Source organism: Neobacillus drentensis, assembly GCF_036962765.1.
Lineage (GTDB): Bacteria > Bacillota > Bacilli > Bacillales > Cytobacillaceae > Neobacillus > Neobacillus drentensis_C.
Map to the genome: position 1 here is coordinate 2,063 of NZ_JBALOS010000065.1, position 14,281 is coordinate 16,343.

Consider the following 14,281-nt stretch of genomic DNA (forward strand, 5'->3'; position numbering starts at 1 on the left):
CAAATCGTTGGTTTTGCTAACGGCGGTCCAGAAAGAACAGGGGAATATCCTAAATATGCCGGTGAAATGTATGCAATTTATATTTTACAAGACTTTCAGAAACAAGGTTTAGGAGAACAACTCATAAAAGCCGTCGTAGCTGATTTATTAAACCAAAATATTCATTCTATGCTTGTTTGGGTCTTTCAGGATAATACTTCCCGCTATTTCTACGAAAAGATGGGTGGAAAAGTAGTCAATCGCGAAACGGTTGATTTTGCTGGTACAAACTTAATTGAGTTGGCCTATGGCTGGGAAGATATTAACTTGTTAAAATAGAAAAATGGCTTGGAGGGAAATCCTCCAAGCCATATTCTTGTCCAAGATTAAGCGCTAATCGATTTTTCAGTTTTTGCAGTTTCAAGCTCTTCGGAAGGATGGAATTCGTTTTCCATCTTGGAAACAACCACTGTTGCCACACCATTTCCGATTAAGTTCGTAATCGCACGGGCTTCAGACATAAAACGATCGACTCCTAGTAATAAGGCGATCCCTTCGACCGGAATGACTGGGAAAGCCGACAGAGTAGCGGCAAGGGTAATAAAACCTGAACCAGTTACACCGGCAGCACCCTTTGATGTTAACATTAAAATCCCTAATAAGGTGATTTGATGCCAAATTGTAATATCAACATTGTAAGCCTGTGCAATAAAGAGTGCAGCCATCGAAAGATAAATCGCGGTTCCATCCAAGTTAAACGAATACCCAGTTGGGACAACAAGACCAACCACCGACTTGGAACAACCGTATTTTTCAAGTCTTTCCATCATTCTTGGCAGAGCAGACTCAGAGGAGGATGTCCCTAATACCAAGAGAATTTCTTCTTTGATATAAGCAATAAATTTTAAAATATTAAATCCATAAAGCTTTGCGATTCCCCCTAGAACAAAAATGATAAAAATAAACATCGTTGCATAAACGCTTCCCATCAATTTTCCAAGGGAGACTAACGAGCCGAGACCAAAATTTCCAATCGTATACGCCATAGCACCGGATGCCGCAATCGGTGAAAACTTCATCACCATATTAACAATTTTAAAAAATATTTCCGTAAATTGCTCAAACAAGGCAACGACCGGTTTTCCTTTTTGGCCTAAGGAAGCAAGCGCAATTCCGAAGAGAACGGCAAAGAATAAGATTGGGAGCAGCTCACCCTTTGCCATGGCTCCTACAAAATTATCTGGAATAATTCCTAAAATAAATTCAATGAATCCATGACTTGTTTCTTTTGCCTGCTCAGTAAATTGTGAAATATCTCCGCCTTTTACGGAATGTGTATTAAACCCAGATCCTGGTTTTATGATATTAACTAGCAGTAACCCGATCGCTAAGGCAAACGTCGTAACAATTTCAAAATACAGGAGCGCTTTCCCTCCGATACGTCCAACCTTTTTTAAATCCCCCATGTTTCCAATTCCAATGACAATCGTAAAAAATACAATTGGAGCAATCACCATTTTAATTAACTTGATAAAGATATCGGCCAAAACCTTTAATTCTGTACCGAATTTCGGAAAAAGAAATCCGATGATAATCCCAAGTACGATCCCTAGTAATACTTGGACAGTCAGATTTTTAAAATTAATTTTCATTGCCACATGCACCCCTTTGTTTAGTAAAACTGTTAACGCTTTCAATCCACCCAAGCACATGATAAATGAAAATTCAGACAATAGTAAGTTTTTGGTCATATTGGTCTTATTGTTCCTTTTGTTATAAAAAATACCGTAAACAAGCATTTTAAAATTATTTTACTATTTAAATAAAATAGGCCATTATATTACTATAAAAGGCATTACTCTAAGGGGGAGCAGGGGATGTTTCCGTTAAAAGTATTATTGATTGAAGATGATCCAATGGTTCGGGAGGTTCACCGCCAATTTATTGATAGGATAGAAGGGTTTTCGATTATCGGCGTTGCCGCAAACGGGATGGAGGGGCTGCGTTTAGTCAAAGAACTCCGGCCCAACCTTGCCATTATCGACATTTACATGCCATATATGGGTGGATTGGAGATGCTAAGAGAACTTCGTTCGGAGGTCATTTCCGTTGATGTGATTGCAATAACTGCCGCCAGCGATATTGAAACCATCCATGGTGTTCTTCAAAAAGGTGCTTTTGATTATATCATGAAGCCATTTACCTTTGATCGAATAAAAAAATCACTAGATAACTATAAAAACTATCGTCTGAAATTAGCAGAAAAAAAAGCTCTAGTTCAAGAGGAACTTGATCAACTCTTATTTATTGATAACAAGGAAGAATCTGAAAGTGACAGCCTCCCTAAGGGATTAAATATGAATACCTTAATAAAAATTACGGAATTTTTAGCGCAGGAAAAAGAACCAGTTTCTGCGGAAGAAGTAGCAGAAGGCATTGGGATGGCACGTGTAACGGCAAGAAGGTATCTTGATTATTTAGAAAAAGAAGGCAAAGTGAAGATCCATATCCATTACGGCGGTGTCGGGAGACCAGTTAACCGGTATGGAGTTTGAAAAAATACGATGGAGTGTGAGTAGGAGGGACATGTTGGGCTGGAAAATCAGGATGGGAAAACCTAAACTAAAGCTCCGTTTACAAACGACGATTACCCTGCTGGTCTGTATTGTGGTTGTAATGGCACTGTTCGTAACTGAGATTTTAATTACCAATAGAATCTCTCAAGAAACAAGGAAAGTCCAAGAAGAAAAAGCCACGGATATTGCAAGAATTGTTGCCCAATCCTCCATTGTGATAATGGGATTGCAGAATAAAAAAGCAGAGAAAGACATCCAATCCTTCGCCAATGATCTCAAACGGTCCACCCATGTTGAATTTATCGTCGTCATGGACATGAATGGACTTAGAAAATCACATCCTAATCGTCATCTCCTGGGTCTACATTTTGTCGGTGGTGATGAAGGTCCTGTGTTAAAAGGAAAAGAGCATATTTCGACTGCAAAAGGGACATTAGGATTATCTTTACGCTCGTTTGTCCCTGTATTTGATGAAAAGAATAAACAAATCGGGGCCGTTGCGGTTGGAATCTCATTAGAAAAAGTAAATCAAGCGATTGCACAAAGCAGAAAAATCATTCTGATCGGAGTCGGTGTAGGTATTTTAGTCGGTGTGCTAGGAGCGCTGTTTTTAGCAAGAAAAATCAAAGCCATTTTATTTGGCCTTGAGCCAAGTGAGGTTGCAAAATTGTTAGAAGAACGAAGTGCAATGCTGCAATCAACCAAGGAAGGGATATTGGCAGTTGACCAGGTTGGGATAACCACACTCGTTAATAATGAGGGGGTTCGGCTTCTTCAAATTGCAGGGGTCGACGGTCCTTTTTTAGGTAGAAAAATAGACGATTACATGCCGAATTCAAGGCTTTCGACAGTTCTGGTAACGGGGGAGGCCCTGCTGGACCAGGAACAAGAAATCAATCATATCACCGTTTTAACCAATCGTGTCCCTGTAATCGTGAAAGGAAAGATTGTTGGAGCAATTGCCACTTTCCGAGAAAAAACCGAAATCAAGGAATTAGCTGAACAATTAACTGGCGTCAAGTTATATGCAGAGGCACTAAGAACCCAATCACATGAATTTATGAATAAACTACATGTTATTTCAGGTTTAATCCATATGAAGGATTATCAAATGGTCTCGTCATACATTACCAAAATTGTTAATCATCAACAATCAGAAGTGGAATTTGTGGTCAGTCGTTTTAAAGATCCTGTGTTAGCAGGATTTATTTTAGGAAAGCTTAGCTTTGCAAGGGAAAACGGTTGTGAATTGATCATTGCTGGGGAAGGATTTTTACCAGAACCTCTCCACCAGGAAACCACGCATGAAGTGGTCACGATCCTTGGGAATTTAATCGATAATGCACTAGATGCTGTTGCGGACTGTCCACTTAAAAAAGTAACGTTAAGGTTCGACTATTATGATGAAACACTCGTGTTAGAGGTCCATGATACAGGACCTGGTATTGATGAAGAGGTGCGAAATAGCTTATGTGTAAAAGGATATTCCACTAAGGGTGAAAATCGAGGAATCGGTTTATTTTTGGTGCAGCGAAGCTTGGAAAAACTAGCTGGAAAAGTAGAAATATATTCTCAAAAAGGAAAAGGGTCAACTTTTATTGTGACGTTCCCTTATAAAAGTAAACAGGAATAATATTATGTTAACTTTAAGGTGTTTAATTATAGAGAATTTACAATAATGATATTATGTCAACTTAAGTCTCGATTAAAACTAATTTCTTTACATTCTAGTTTCATAGCGCTATGATGTACTTAATTTAATAATGAATTGTATCTACTAGGGGTGCCCTGTAAACAGGCTGAGAGAAAATGGATAAATTTTCAACCCTTCGGACCTGATCTGGGTAATACCAGCGTAGGAAAGTAGCCAAGTGAATCTATAATTTTTTCTCTTACTAGCTAACCAGGTCCGTTTTTGGATCTGGTTTTTTTATTTTTTTTTTAAAGAAATGGAGAGATTGAAATGGAAAAAATCAATTTGTTTGAAACGGTGGAAAAAGTAAGAAAGGTAAACCCGCTTGTACATAATATCACCAATGTTGTGGTCACGAATTTTACCGCCAATGGGCTTCTTGCTTTAGGTGCCTCCCCGGTTATGGCGTATGCAGCGGAGGAAGTAGCAGATATGGCCAAGATTGCGAGTTCACTGGTATTGAATATTGGAACCTTAAATCCGCAAACGGTGGATTCAATGATCATTGCCGGAAAAGCTGCCAATGAATCCGGTGTACCAGTTATCTTTGATCCAGTTGGTGCGGGGGCTACCGCTTACCGAACCGAAACGGCACAAAGAATCATGAATGAAGTAAAGGTTTCAGCGATTCGGGGAAATGCAGCAGAAATTGCGAATGTACTCGGTGAAAAGTGGGAAATTAAAGGCGTCGATGCAGGGTCGACAGCTAACGGGGATATTGTTACTCTTGCGATAAAAGCAGCACAAACATGGAAATGTGTCGTCATCATTACTGGAAAAGAGGATGTTGTTTCGAATGGCGAGACTACCTATCTTGTTTACAATGGTCACCCTATCATGACAAAGGTGACTGGGATGGGATGTCTGCTTACATCGGTGATTGGGGCATTTGCAGGAGTGGAAGAAGATTTGATTCTCGCTTCGGTGGCTGCTTTAACATACTATGAGATCGCGGCGGAAAAGGCAGCGGGGCAAACAGCTGAAAAGGGGCCAGGTAGTTTCCAAATTGAATTTTTAAACCAATTAACTTTGGTTTCTTTCGAAGATATACAATTACACGCTTCTTTTAAAAAGGTGAATCAATAAGAGGGGGTATTTTACATGAAAAAAGCATTAACGATCGCAGGTTCTGATAGCGGCGGCGGTGCTGGAATTCAGGCTGACTTAAAGACGTTTCAGGAATTAGATGTGTTTGGGATGTCGGCGTTAACCGCTGTAACAGCCCAAAATACATTAGGTGTTCACGCAGTTTACCCCATGTCAAGAGAGGCCGTTGTCAAACAGATTGAAGCAATTGGCAAAGATATGGGTGCGGATGCGGTAAAAACAGGAATGCTGTTCAATGCGGAAATCATCGAGGCGGTCGCAGAGCAACTCAAGATTTATGGGTGGGAGAATGTTGTCGTCGACCCTGTCATGATTGCGAAAGGCGGTGCTTCCTTGTTACAGCTGGAAGCCATTTCTGCCATGAAAGAATTCTTATTGCCGCGTTCCAAGGTGATTACGCCGAATATTCCAGAAGCGGAAGTACTTACAGGGATGTTAATTCAGACCAATGAAGATAAAGAAGAAGCTGCCAAAAGACTCCATGGGTTGGGGGTAAAGAATGTAGTGATCAAAGGCGGTCACGATGAAAACGAGTCCGTGTCGACTGATTTATTGTTTGATGGGAAGGAATTCTACACATTTACAAGTCCTCGAATCCAGACAAAGAACACACATGGAACTGGTTGTACGTTTTCGGCGGTACTAACCGCCGAACTGGCCAAAGGGTTTTCAGTTTATGACGCCGTTTTGAAAGCGAAGGATTTTATACAGGCGGCAATTGAGGATCAATTGGAGATTGGTCAAGGACATGGTCCAACCAACCATTGGGCGTATGGAAAAAGGAATTTAACAAAGGAGATGGCAAGGTCATGATAAATGTCCGTGCGGCTTTACGAGTTTATTTTATAATGGGCAGCACCAACTGTTTGAAAGAACCAGCTGAAGTATTAGATGAGGCGATCTCAGGTGGAATTACGCTTTTTCAATTCCGTGAAAAAGGGGAAGGTGCATTAACAGGATCTGAAAAATATGCACTGGCTAAAGAACTGCAAACCATCTGCCGAAAACATCAAGTCCCTTTTATTGTGAATGATGATATTGAGTTGGCTGTGGAGATTGAAGCAGATGGTGTTCATATCGGCCAAGATGATGAAACGGTAAAAGCAGTGCGGGAGAAAATCGGCATCACCAAAATTCTTGGGGTCTCGGTTCATTCCACGGAAGAAGCGATGGCAGCGGTACGAGATGGAGCGGATTATTTTGGGATTGGACCTGTTTTTCCGACAAAAACAAAGGCGGACGCCAAGCCATCTCGAGGAACTACCCTGATTGAAAAACTTCGAAAAGATGGCTGTGAAACCCCGATTGTCGGAATCGGCGGAATCACAATTGAAAATGCACGTTCAGTTATGAACGCAGGAGCAGATGGGGTTTCAGTGATTACAGCCATAAGCCAGGCTGATTCACCATTGGAAGCGGCAAGGGCATTAAGACAAAATGTGATTTAATAAGGATTGGTGGAATCATGAGGAAAACGCACAAACTGACGTTAACAGCGATGATGATTGCGATTGGGACCATTTCTAGCAATCTATTCTATATTCCGATTGGATTTACAAAGGTCTTTCCGATCCAGCATTTAATGAATGTCTTATCCGCTGTTTTATTAGGACCTTATTATGCTGTAGCCCAGGCCTTCGGTGTTTCCCTACTTAGAAACCTAATGGGAACAGGATCGCTGTTTGCCTTTCCTGGCAGTATGGTCGGAGCCTTGCTTGCCTCACTATTATTCTGGAAAACTCGAAAATTATATCTTGCTTTTATCGGTGAAGTAGTCGGAACGGGAATCATAGGTGCGCTCCTGGCGTATCCTATCGCTACACTAATTCTTGGTCAAAAAGCAACTATGTTTGGATTTATTCCATTATTTATATTTAGCTCGTTTGCAGGAGCCCTGCTTGGATATATTATTTTGTCTGTTTTTTTAAGGAAAAAAGTGTTGATTTTGAGTAAAAATGAGACATCGATCAGGAAATAATTATGAATTGTAAGGGAGTGACCAAATGAAAGAGGATCTGCATGGTATCATCTCACGAGAAGTAGAAGCGAGAGAAGCGGAATTAATTGAATTGTTGACCGCACTTATTGCGTTCCCAACAGTTAGTCCTCCAGCACGGAATACAAATGAGATTCAGAATTTTATCAAAAGATATTTAGAAGACCTGGGATTTAAGACCGATCAATGGGATGTCTATCCGAGTGATCCTAATGTCGTTGGTGTTTTACCAGGAGAATTTCCTACTCACTTTAATAGTTTAATTGTAAATGGTCATGTGGATGTGGCAGAAGTGGGCGATCATTCAGAGTGGACGGAGTCTCCATTTTCAACCTTTTGCATTGATGGTTTTATTTATGGACGTGGAGTCGCTGATATGAAGGGCGGAATCGCAGCATCCCTTATCGCGATTAAAATATTAAAAGAACTTGGTATCTCGCTTCAAGGCGATCTCCAATTTCAGTCGGTTATTGGAGAAGAAGTTGGGGAGGCGGGAACACTTGCATGCATGGAGAGAGGGTATACTGCTGACTATGCTGTTGTGGTTGATACCAGTGATTTACATATTCAAGGACAAGGCGGTGTCATAACTGGCTGGATTACGATTCAAAGCAAGGAAACCTATCATGATGGAATCCGGCGGAAAATGATCCATGCGGGTGGTGGCGTTCAAGGGGCAAGCGCGATCGAGAAAATGATGAAAATTATTTCTGGGCTTCAAGAATTAGAACGTCATTGGGCCGTATCGAAAAGCTATGAAGGATTTCCTCCCGGCACCAATACGATTAATCCTGCGGTCATTGAGGGTGGGCGGCATGCAGCATTCGTGGCTGATCGCTGTGCACTATGGATTACCGTTCATTTTTATCCAAATGAAGACTATGAAGAGGTCATCAAAGAAATCGAACAGCATATTGGGGCCGTTGCTGCAGCAGATCCATGGCTTCGTGAGAATCCACCACAGTTTGTTTGGGGCGGAAAATCGATGATTGTCGACAGAGGAGAAATTTTTCCTTCATTAGAAATGGATGCTAACCATCCTGGAACAAAGGTTTTATCCAACTCCTTTGAAAAATTGTTAACGTACCAGCCAACTGTTGGGATGTCCACCACTGTTACAGATGCAGGGTGGCTTGGACGTGCCGGAATTCCTACTGTCATTTTTGGACCAGGGAAATTGGAAGATGCCCATGCAGTAAATGAGAAGGTGGAAGTTAGTCAATTACTGGACTTTACCAAGGTTTTAGCTGTATTTATCGCTGAGTGGTGCAACACGAGGAAGGAGCAGTAAAGAAATGAGATTTACCCAAAGACTTTTTGAAAAAGTAAGTGATATTTGGGAGAAAACCCATCAACATCCATTTGTTGTCGGGATGGGCACTGGTGACCTGCCTATCGAATCATTTATTCGGTATATGAAACAGGATTATGTGTATTTAATTGACTATTCGAAGCTGTTTGCAATTGGGGCCGTTAAAGCAAATGATTTGGAGACAATGGCTGCATTTGCGAAGCTTTTGCATGAGACCTTGCACGGAGAAATGGATCTGCACCGACAGTATGCTAAGCGGTTTGACATTACCGATGAACAACTGGAAGAGACAATACCAACGCCGATTAATTTAGCCTATACCCGGTACATGCTAAATGTGGCCCAGAATGGAACACTTGCGGAATTAGTCTCCGCACTCTTGCCGTGTATGTGGAGCTATTGGGAGATTAGCAAAATGCTAGCAGATACCTATCCTGGTGCTAGTGAACATCTACTCTATGGTGAGTGGGTGAAAATGTACTCGTCTAGTGAATTTGGTTCCTTAGCAACCTGGCTGATTGATTTACTAGATAAATTGGCAGATGGCAAACCGGAGCGGGAGTTAGCGATTTTAGAAGAACATTTCCTGACAACATCTCGGTTTGAATATATGTTTTGGGATATGGTTTACCAGGGAGGCGAGTGGCCTGTCTAACTCGCAGATGTTATCAATCCAAGAACTCTCCTATTCTTTTGCGGAAGCCAAACCAATTTTTCAAGGACTTACAATGAATGTGAAGCGAGGAGAATTTGTCTCTGTTATTGGTGCGAGCGGTTCAGGAAAAAGCACCCTTTTTAAATTGATTACGGGTTTAATTGAACCAGATCAGGGGGACATCCTGCTTGATGGTCTAAAGACTAAAAAGAGATTAGGAAGCGTTGGCTACATGCCGCAAAAAGATCTGCTGTTACCATGGAGAACCGTTTTAGAAAATGTATTATTACCACTAGAGGTTACCAATGAGCGCAAGCAAGCGAGATTACCAGAAATAAAAGAGTGGTTATCGCGATTTGGATTAGCAGATTATGAACGTACATATCCAAATGAGCTCTCCGGAGGAATGAAGCAGCGTGTCGCTTTTTTAAGAACCTTGATGTCAGGAAAAGAGCTCCTCTTATTAGATGAACCGTTTGGTGCTCTTGACTCCCTCACAAAACGGAATATGCATAAATGGCTATTAGGGCTGTGGGGGGAGTTACAAAAGACGGTTTTGTTTATTACACATGATCTCGAGGAAGCGATCCTTTTGAGCGACAGAGTTTATGTGCTCCAAGATGCTGGAATCAAAGAACTGAAAGTCAATCTGCCGCGACCAAGGAGTTCTCAACTAATCTATCAATCTGATTTTATATCAATGAGAAAAGAATTGGAGTGGCTGATACACAATGAGAGTTAGGATGAAAAAATGGACGGAAGAGTATGGGTTGTTTTTCCTTGTTGTCCTCATTCTTGTCAGTGGATGGGAATGGATCGTCAGGAAAGGAATAGTTCCGGCATTTATTTTGCCTGCACCATCAGCGGTTTGGGCAGCATTGCGTGAAAACCAGCAATTGTTGTGTGGGGAGCATTTACCCGCAACTTTAAAGGAAGTTCTGATTGGTTTTGGCCTGTCCGTGATCGGTGGTTTACTATTGGGCGTTGCTATGCATTTTTCGAGGTCAATCGAAAAAGTACTTTACCCGTTTCTAGTCATCTCCCAAACGGTGCCGCTAATAGCTATTTCACCGATTTTTATCATGTGGTTTGGGTATTCGATTTGGAGTAAAATTGCCGTGACCATTCTAACTGCCTTCTTTCCCATTGTCGTTAGTACGTATGATGGGTTGAAAACAGGCGGACATGAATATCGTGACTTACTGTTAACCATGGGCGCCAACCGCTGGACGATTTTTAAAAAAATTCAGTTACCCATGGCATTACCGGCGATTTTTTCAGGATTGAAGATGTCTGTAGTTTATTGCGTGGTCGGTGCGACAATCGGGGAATGGCTGGGTGCCAGTGAAGGTTTAGGTTATTTCAGTCGGAGAATGTCCGGTAATTTAAAGGCTGATGCCGTGTTCGCATCGATTTTCCTATTATCCATGCTGGGCATCGTGTTATTTTTACTAATTGGTTTATTAGAAAAACAGGTATTAAAAAATAAAAATCGTTTCAACTAGAGAGGAAGTACTTTCTGATGAAAAAAAGTGTATTAGTGATTGTAAGTCTGGTGTTACTTTTATTAAGTGCTTGCGGGAAAGAGAGTCCAGAAAAAGCTTCTGGTGGAAATGGAAAGCTTCAAAAAGTAAGTTTAATGCTCGATTGGTATCCAAATGCAGTGCATTCCTTTCTGTTTGTAGCGGAGGAGAAGGGGTACTTTAAAGACCAAGGCTTAGATGTGGATATCCAAATGCCAGCAGATACAAATGATCCACTTAAACTTGTGGCTGCTAATCAAATCGACATGGCCATGAGTTATCAACCACAGGTACTCGTGGCTCGTGGAGAAGATATCCCGGTCCAATCGTTTGCAGCAATCGTACGTCATCCACTAAATCAATTAATGGTTCCTGCCGATGGTCCAATTCAATCCCCTAAGGATTTAGCAGGGAAAACGATTGGCTATCCATCGATTCCATTGGATGAGGCAATTGTTCAGACCATGGTGAAAGCAGACGGCGGCGATGCCAAGAAAATAAAAATGGTCGATGTTGGCTGGGATCTCATCCCTTCAATGGCTATGAAAAAAAACGATGCCTTGATTGGCGGCTATATTAACCATGAGAAGTTGCTGCTCGAAAAAGAGGGACATCCGATGCGGACATTAAACCCCGCGGACTTTGGCGTACCTGATTATTATGAATTAGTGATGGTCGCAAGTGAAAAGGGATTAAAAGAAAAACCAGAAGTGTATAAAAAGTTCATGACAGCAATTACAAAAGGTCAAAAATACGTTCAGGATCATCCAGAAGACGGTCTGTCTGTATTAATGAATCATGAAGATAAAACATCCCCATTAGAGAAGGACGTTGAAACAAAAAGCTTAGAAATCCTTCTCCCATTAATGGACGCCAAAGAAAAACCATTCGGCTACCAAGACCCACAAACATGGGAGAAAACAGCCCAATGGCTAAAAGACAACAAAGTCATAAAAGAAAACACCAAAGCCGAAGATGCATTTACTAATTTTTAATTGGTGTCAGGCACCACAAAAAGACAAAATGAGCAATCTGTCCACCTGTGGTGGATAGTTTTTTATAGTGAGTCCGCAATGTATCTTCGGACAGGCAAAAGACCGCTTCCTTATTGGCAGCGGTCTATTTTTTAGATCAATAAAACAGGTCTGGTAATAAGGTTCATGAGATAAGCAGAGATCCGCGGGTTGGGTATTCTTTTTTTATTTAAGAAGGTAATAATGGTGTTTGCCTTTTTGATACCTACACCATGCCCGTAGTATTGGTCATCGGCCATAAAGATTACATTTTCAGCACGCCAATGTGACTCATTCGGGTTTACATCTGGATTATTGAAATGTACAATGTCACCTGGAATGAATTCTTCACCATATTTTTGAGTGAGTTTTAGGTTGTTATCAAATTGCCAATCCATTAAATAGAGCCCGTTAAAAAGTTGATCAAACCTTCTGCTGCCAATCGTATAAAGCGTCGCCAGATATATGACAATCGCGATGCCTGTAGAACAATCAAAGGCATATAGTGAACCATTTTTTAAAATGTCAAGAATGGCGTCTGTGGGTCGTACATTTGGTTTAAGGAGAAAACCGCCATTGCTTAAACGATTCCAATACTTTCTATTGGCAAAGGCATACGCAAAGGTCGTAAACTGTACCTTGCTATTATTCAGATCACGAGCAGCCTTTAGTGTGTTCGTTCGGAACAGCAGTTCAAATTTTAATTGACTTACAGATTGATACTGAAAAATTTCATTAGATTTCACCATTTTAGTAAGGATGTCTTTCTGTTCCTTCGTTTTAAGGTCATCACTGAGATCATCCAAATGAATCGTTTGCTGACCTATTTTAATCATCCACCCACCTGCTTCCCTTAATCAACAACTCCTTCTAAAATATGAAACTACAACACTAATATTTACAACAATCACAGCAAAATTCCGGGTTTAATCCATGTGTCCGTCGGAGGAGTACAAATGTCCACTTTCGGTGCCTGACACCAAACAAATAACACCACACAAATAACACGACACAAATAACATCAAACAATCCCAAACAAACAACACAAAAAAGGCACCATACAAATGGCACCAAAATAAATGATGACAAAGATTTAACATTTATCGTTAGCTTTTTTGCAAAACAGGGTTGCTCTTTTTCATGGAATTTACATACATCAGTAAGAAAACGACCGCGCTTAGGAATCTTAAGATGGATACGATATCCATGGATTTATGAATGCCGGTTACTTCAAGTAGCCAAATGCCGATTTGTGGGGAAAGGAAGGCTATGAAAGATAACAAGACATTATAGGTTGTGATGCAATACGTTCTTTTTTCCTTTGGGGACTTCTCCAGCAACAGGTTGAACAAAAGCAGCATCGTACCTGAAACAAAGATCCCTGAGGTCGTCTGAACGATAGTTAAATAGACTAGATTAGTAGACAAAACCGTCATAAATGGTGCAGCAGCCATGCCGACTGCAACCCACACAAGCATTAACGTATTTGATTTTCTTTCTGCCCATCGTTTCCAAAGTGGAAAAGTAAAGATTTGTGCTAATTGATTCGCCACGGAAAAAATACTAATCCAAAGAATGGTTGCATGCGCATATTTAACATGATAGATATTAAACAATCCCCATGCCATCTGCCATGAAAAGTTAAAGCATAGGGCAGTGACTAAAAACCACTTGTATCCATTATCCTTAAAAATCGTCCAATCCATAGACGATTTCTTTTCCTGCTTATCCGCCTTTGGCTGAGCCGTTTCTTTATGCCGCATTAAGAAAAACACTTCTAATAAACCAAATAGAAACGCCAGGACAAATAATAACTGATAGGCGACAGCATTGTTTGTTTGGTTCTTCATAATGATTCCGATAATCAAAGTTGTAATCATCCCAACAATCGTAAGAAGCCGATTTCGGTCACTGAAAAACTCCCCTCTGCGCTCTTCTTTGATCATTCCGCTAATGAGGGTTTGCCAGCCGATATTTGAAATCGTCCCGGGCACATTCATTAAAGCCACAATGATTAAAAAAGCCCATGCTTGAAAGGACGAGTTAACAAAAAGCACGCCAACTAAAGGTAAAAACAAAACTCTGGCCCATAAAACAGACATAGCGACGGTTTTCTTTTGCTTCTCTATACGATTCAACATGATCGCCGCTGGAATCGTCATGAGTAATGCAATCAACGGTGGCAGGGAGTTAATCAACCCCACCTGATAGTTACTTGCGCCTAGAATGGAAATGGCGAAGATTGGAAAAAAATTACTGGCTAGGTTCACAGCGATGGTCGACACCATCCCATGATAGATGCTTACTTTTTCGTTGTATGTACGCATGTGTCTTCACCATCTTTATTAAATTTCTATAGATATTATACATCAGAAAACCTGTAATTTTTCAAACTTTATATTAACATAACTATTTGTTAAATATGCC

15 protein-coding genes and 1 riboswitch are annotated in these 14,281 nt (G+C 40.8%); of the genes, 12 read left to right on the top strand and 3 right to left on the bottom strand.

Annotated features, from left to right (window positions below):
* A partial coding sequence (locus V7137_RS10195) for a GNAT family N-acetyltransferase (protein ID WP_335697979.1) occupies positions 1-318 on the top strand: 318 nt, incomplete at its 5' end.
* Between the two features lie 47 nt (positions 319-365).
* Here the strand turns inward: V7137_RS10195 and V7137_RS10200 are convergent.
* Positions 366-1,631 (bottom strand): dicarboxylate/amino acid:cation symporter, encoded by a 1,266-nt coding sequence (locus V7137_RS10200; protein WP_335697980.1) that lies wholly within the window; start codon positions 1,629-1,631, stop codon positions 366-368.
* 225 nt (positions 1,632-1,856) lie between these two features.
* On the opposite strand from V7137_RS10200, the gene V7137_RS10205 reads away from it, so the two are divergent.
* From V7137_RS10205 to V7137_RS10255, 11 genes are all read left to right on the top strand, one after another.
* Positions 1,857-2,534, top strand: coding sequence for a response regulator (locus V7137_RS10205; protein WP_335697981.1), 678 nt, complete (start codon positions 1,857-1,859; stop codon positions 2,532-2,534).
* Between the two features lie 52 nt (positions 2,535-2,586).
* A complete protein-coding gene (gene dcuS, locus V7137_RS10210) occupies positions 2,587-4,188 on the top strand; it encodes a DcuS/MalK family sensor histidine kinase (protein ID WP_335697994.1) in 1,602 nt (533 codons plus the stop codon).
* A 136-nt stretch (positions 4,189-4,324) separates the two neighbouring features.
* A riboswitch (TPP riboswitch) is annotated at positions 4,325-4,434 on the top strand.
* 84 nt (positions 4,435-4,518) lie between these two features.
* Positions 4,519-5,334 (top strand): hydroxyethylthiazole kinase, encoded by an 816-nt coding sequence (gene thiM / locus V7137_RS10215; protein WP_335697982.1) that lies wholly within the window; start codon positions 4,519-4,521, stop codon positions 5,332-5,334.
* A gap of 15 nt (positions 5,335-5,349) precedes the next feature.
* On the top strand, positions 5,350-6,168 hold the full coding sequence (gene thiD / locus V7137_RS10220) for a bifunctional hydroxymethylpyrimidine kinase/phosphomethylpyrimidine kinase (protein WP_335697983.1): 819 nt from the start codon (positions 5,350-5,352) through the stop codon (positions 6,166-6,168).
* On the top strand, positions 6,165-6,803 hold the full coding sequence (gene thiE, locus V7137_RS10225) for a thiamine phosphate synthase (protein WP_335697984.1): 639 nt from the start codon (positions 6,165-6,167) through the stop codon (positions 6,801-6,803). Before thiD ends, thiE begins: the two co-directional genes overlap by 4 nt.
* A gap of 17 nt (positions 6,804-6,820) precedes the next feature.
* Positions 6,821-7,333 (top strand): energy coupling factor transporter S component ThiW, encoded by a 513-nt coding sequence (gene thiW, locus V7137_RS10230; RefSeq protein WP_335697985.1) that lies wholly within the window; start codon positions 6,821-6,823, stop codon positions 7,331-7,333.
* 25 nt (positions 7,334-7,358) lie between these two features.
* Positions 7,359-8,642, top strand: a complete 1,284-nt coding sequence (locus V7137_RS10235; RefSeq protein ID WP_335697986.1) for an acetylornithine deacetylase — start codon at positions 7,359-7,361, stop codon at positions 8,640-8,642.
* A 4-nt stretch (positions 8,643-8,646) separates the two neighbouring features.
* Positions 8,647-9,318 carry a thiaminase II gene (gene tenA / locus V7137_RS10240; RefSeq protein WP_335697987.1) on the top strand — a complete coding sequence of 224 codons (672 nt, stop codon included), beginning with the start codon at positions 8,647-8,649 and terminating at the stop codon, positions 9,316-9,318.
* Positions 9,319-9,391: 73 nt separating this feature from the next.
* Positions 9,392-10,060, top strand: coding sequence for an ABC transporter ATP-binding protein (locus V7137_RS10245; RefSeq protein ID WP_335697988.1), 669 nt, complete (start codon positions 9,392-9,394; stop codon positions 10,058-10,060).
* A 1-nt stretch (position 10,061) separates the two neighbouring features.
* Complete coding sequence (locus V7137_RS10250) at positions 10,062-10,823, top strand: ABC transporter permease (RefSeq protein ID WP_335697989.1); 762 nt, start codon at positions 10,062-10,064, stop codon at positions 10,821-10,823.
* Positions 10,824-10,840: 17 nt separating this feature from the next.
* Positions 10,841-11,836, top strand: coding sequence for an ABC transporter substrate-binding protein (locus V7137_RS10255; protein ID WP_335697990.1), 996 nt, complete (start codon positions 10,841-10,843; stop codon positions 11,834-11,836).
* Between the two features lie 131 nt (positions 11,837-11,967).
* Here V7137_RS10255 and V7137_RS10260 read toward each other — a convergent pair whose 3' ends face one another.
* Positions 11,968-12,690 (bottom strand): protein-glutamine gamma-glutamyltransferase, encoded by a 723-nt coding sequence (locus tag V7137_RS10260; protein WP_335697991.1) that lies wholly within the window; start codon positions 12,688-12,690, stop codon positions 11,968-11,970.
* Positions 12,691-12,960: 270 nt separating this feature from the next.
* Positions 12,961-14,181 (bottom strand): MFS transporter, encoded by a 1,221-nt coding sequence (locus tag V7137_RS10265; protein WP_335697992.1) that lies wholly within the window; start codon positions 14,179-14,181, stop codon positions 12,961-12,963.
* Between the last annotated feature and the right edge of the window lie 100 nt (positions 14,182-14,281).

Excerpts from the sequence above, each read along its gene's own strand:
- thiE (WP_335697984.1), top strand. The coding sequence starts at position 6,165 with ATGATAAATGTCCGTGCGGCTTTACGAGTTTATTTTATAATGGGCAGC.
- V7137_RS10235 (WP_335697986.1), top strand. The coding sequence starts at position 7,359 with ATGAAAGAGGATCTGCATGGTATCATCTCACGAGAAGTAGAAGCGAGA.
- V7137_RS10250 (WP_335697989.1), top strand. The coding sequence starts at position 10,062 with ATGAAAAAATGGACGGAAGAGTATGGGTTGTTTTTCCTTGTTGTCCTC.
- thiW (WP_335697985.1), top strand. The coding sequence starts at position 6,821 with ATGAGGAAAACGCACAAACTGACGTTAACAGCGATGATGATTGCGATT.
- V7137_RS10200 (WP_335697980.1), bottom strand. The coding sequence starts at position 1,631 with ATGAAAATTAATTTTAAAAATCTGACTGTCCAAGTATTACTAGGGATC.
- tenA (WP_335697987.1), top strand. The coding sequence starts at position 8,647 with ATGAGATTTACCCAAAGACTTTTTGAAAAAGTAAGTGATATTTGGGAG.
- thiM (WP_335697982.1), top strand. The coding sequence starts at position 4,519 with ATGGAAAAAATCAATTTGTTTGAAACGGTGGAAAAAGTAAGAAAGGTA.
- V7137_RS10265 (WP_335697992.1), bottom strand. The coding sequence starts at position 14,181 with ATGCGTACATACAACGAAAAAGTAAGCATCTATCATGGGATGGTGTCG.
- V7137_RS10245 (WP_335697988.1), top strand. The coding sequence starts at position 9,392 with ATGAATGTGAAGCGAGGAGAATTTGTCTCTGTTATTGGTGCGAGCGGT.
- V7137_RS10255 (WP_335697990.1), top strand. The coding sequence starts at position 10,841 with ATGAAAAAAAGTGTATTAGTGATTGTAAGTCTGGTGTTACTTTTATTA.
- V7137_RS10260 (WP_335697991.1), bottom strand. The coding sequence starts at position 12,690 with ATGATTAAAATAGGTCAGCAAACGATTCATTTGGATGATCTCAGTGAT.
- thiD (WP_335697983.1), top strand. The coding sequence starts at position 5,350 with ATGAAAAAAGCATTAACGATCGCAGGTTCTGATAGCGGCGGCGGTGCT.
- dcuS (WP_335697994.1), top strand. The coding sequence starts at position 2,587 with ATGGGAAAACCTAAACTAAAGCTCCGTTTACAAACGACGATTACCCTG.
- V7137_RS10205 (WP_335697981.1), top strand. The coding sequence starts at position 1,857 with ATGTTTCCGTTAAAAGTATTATTGATTGAAGATGATCCAATGGTTCGG.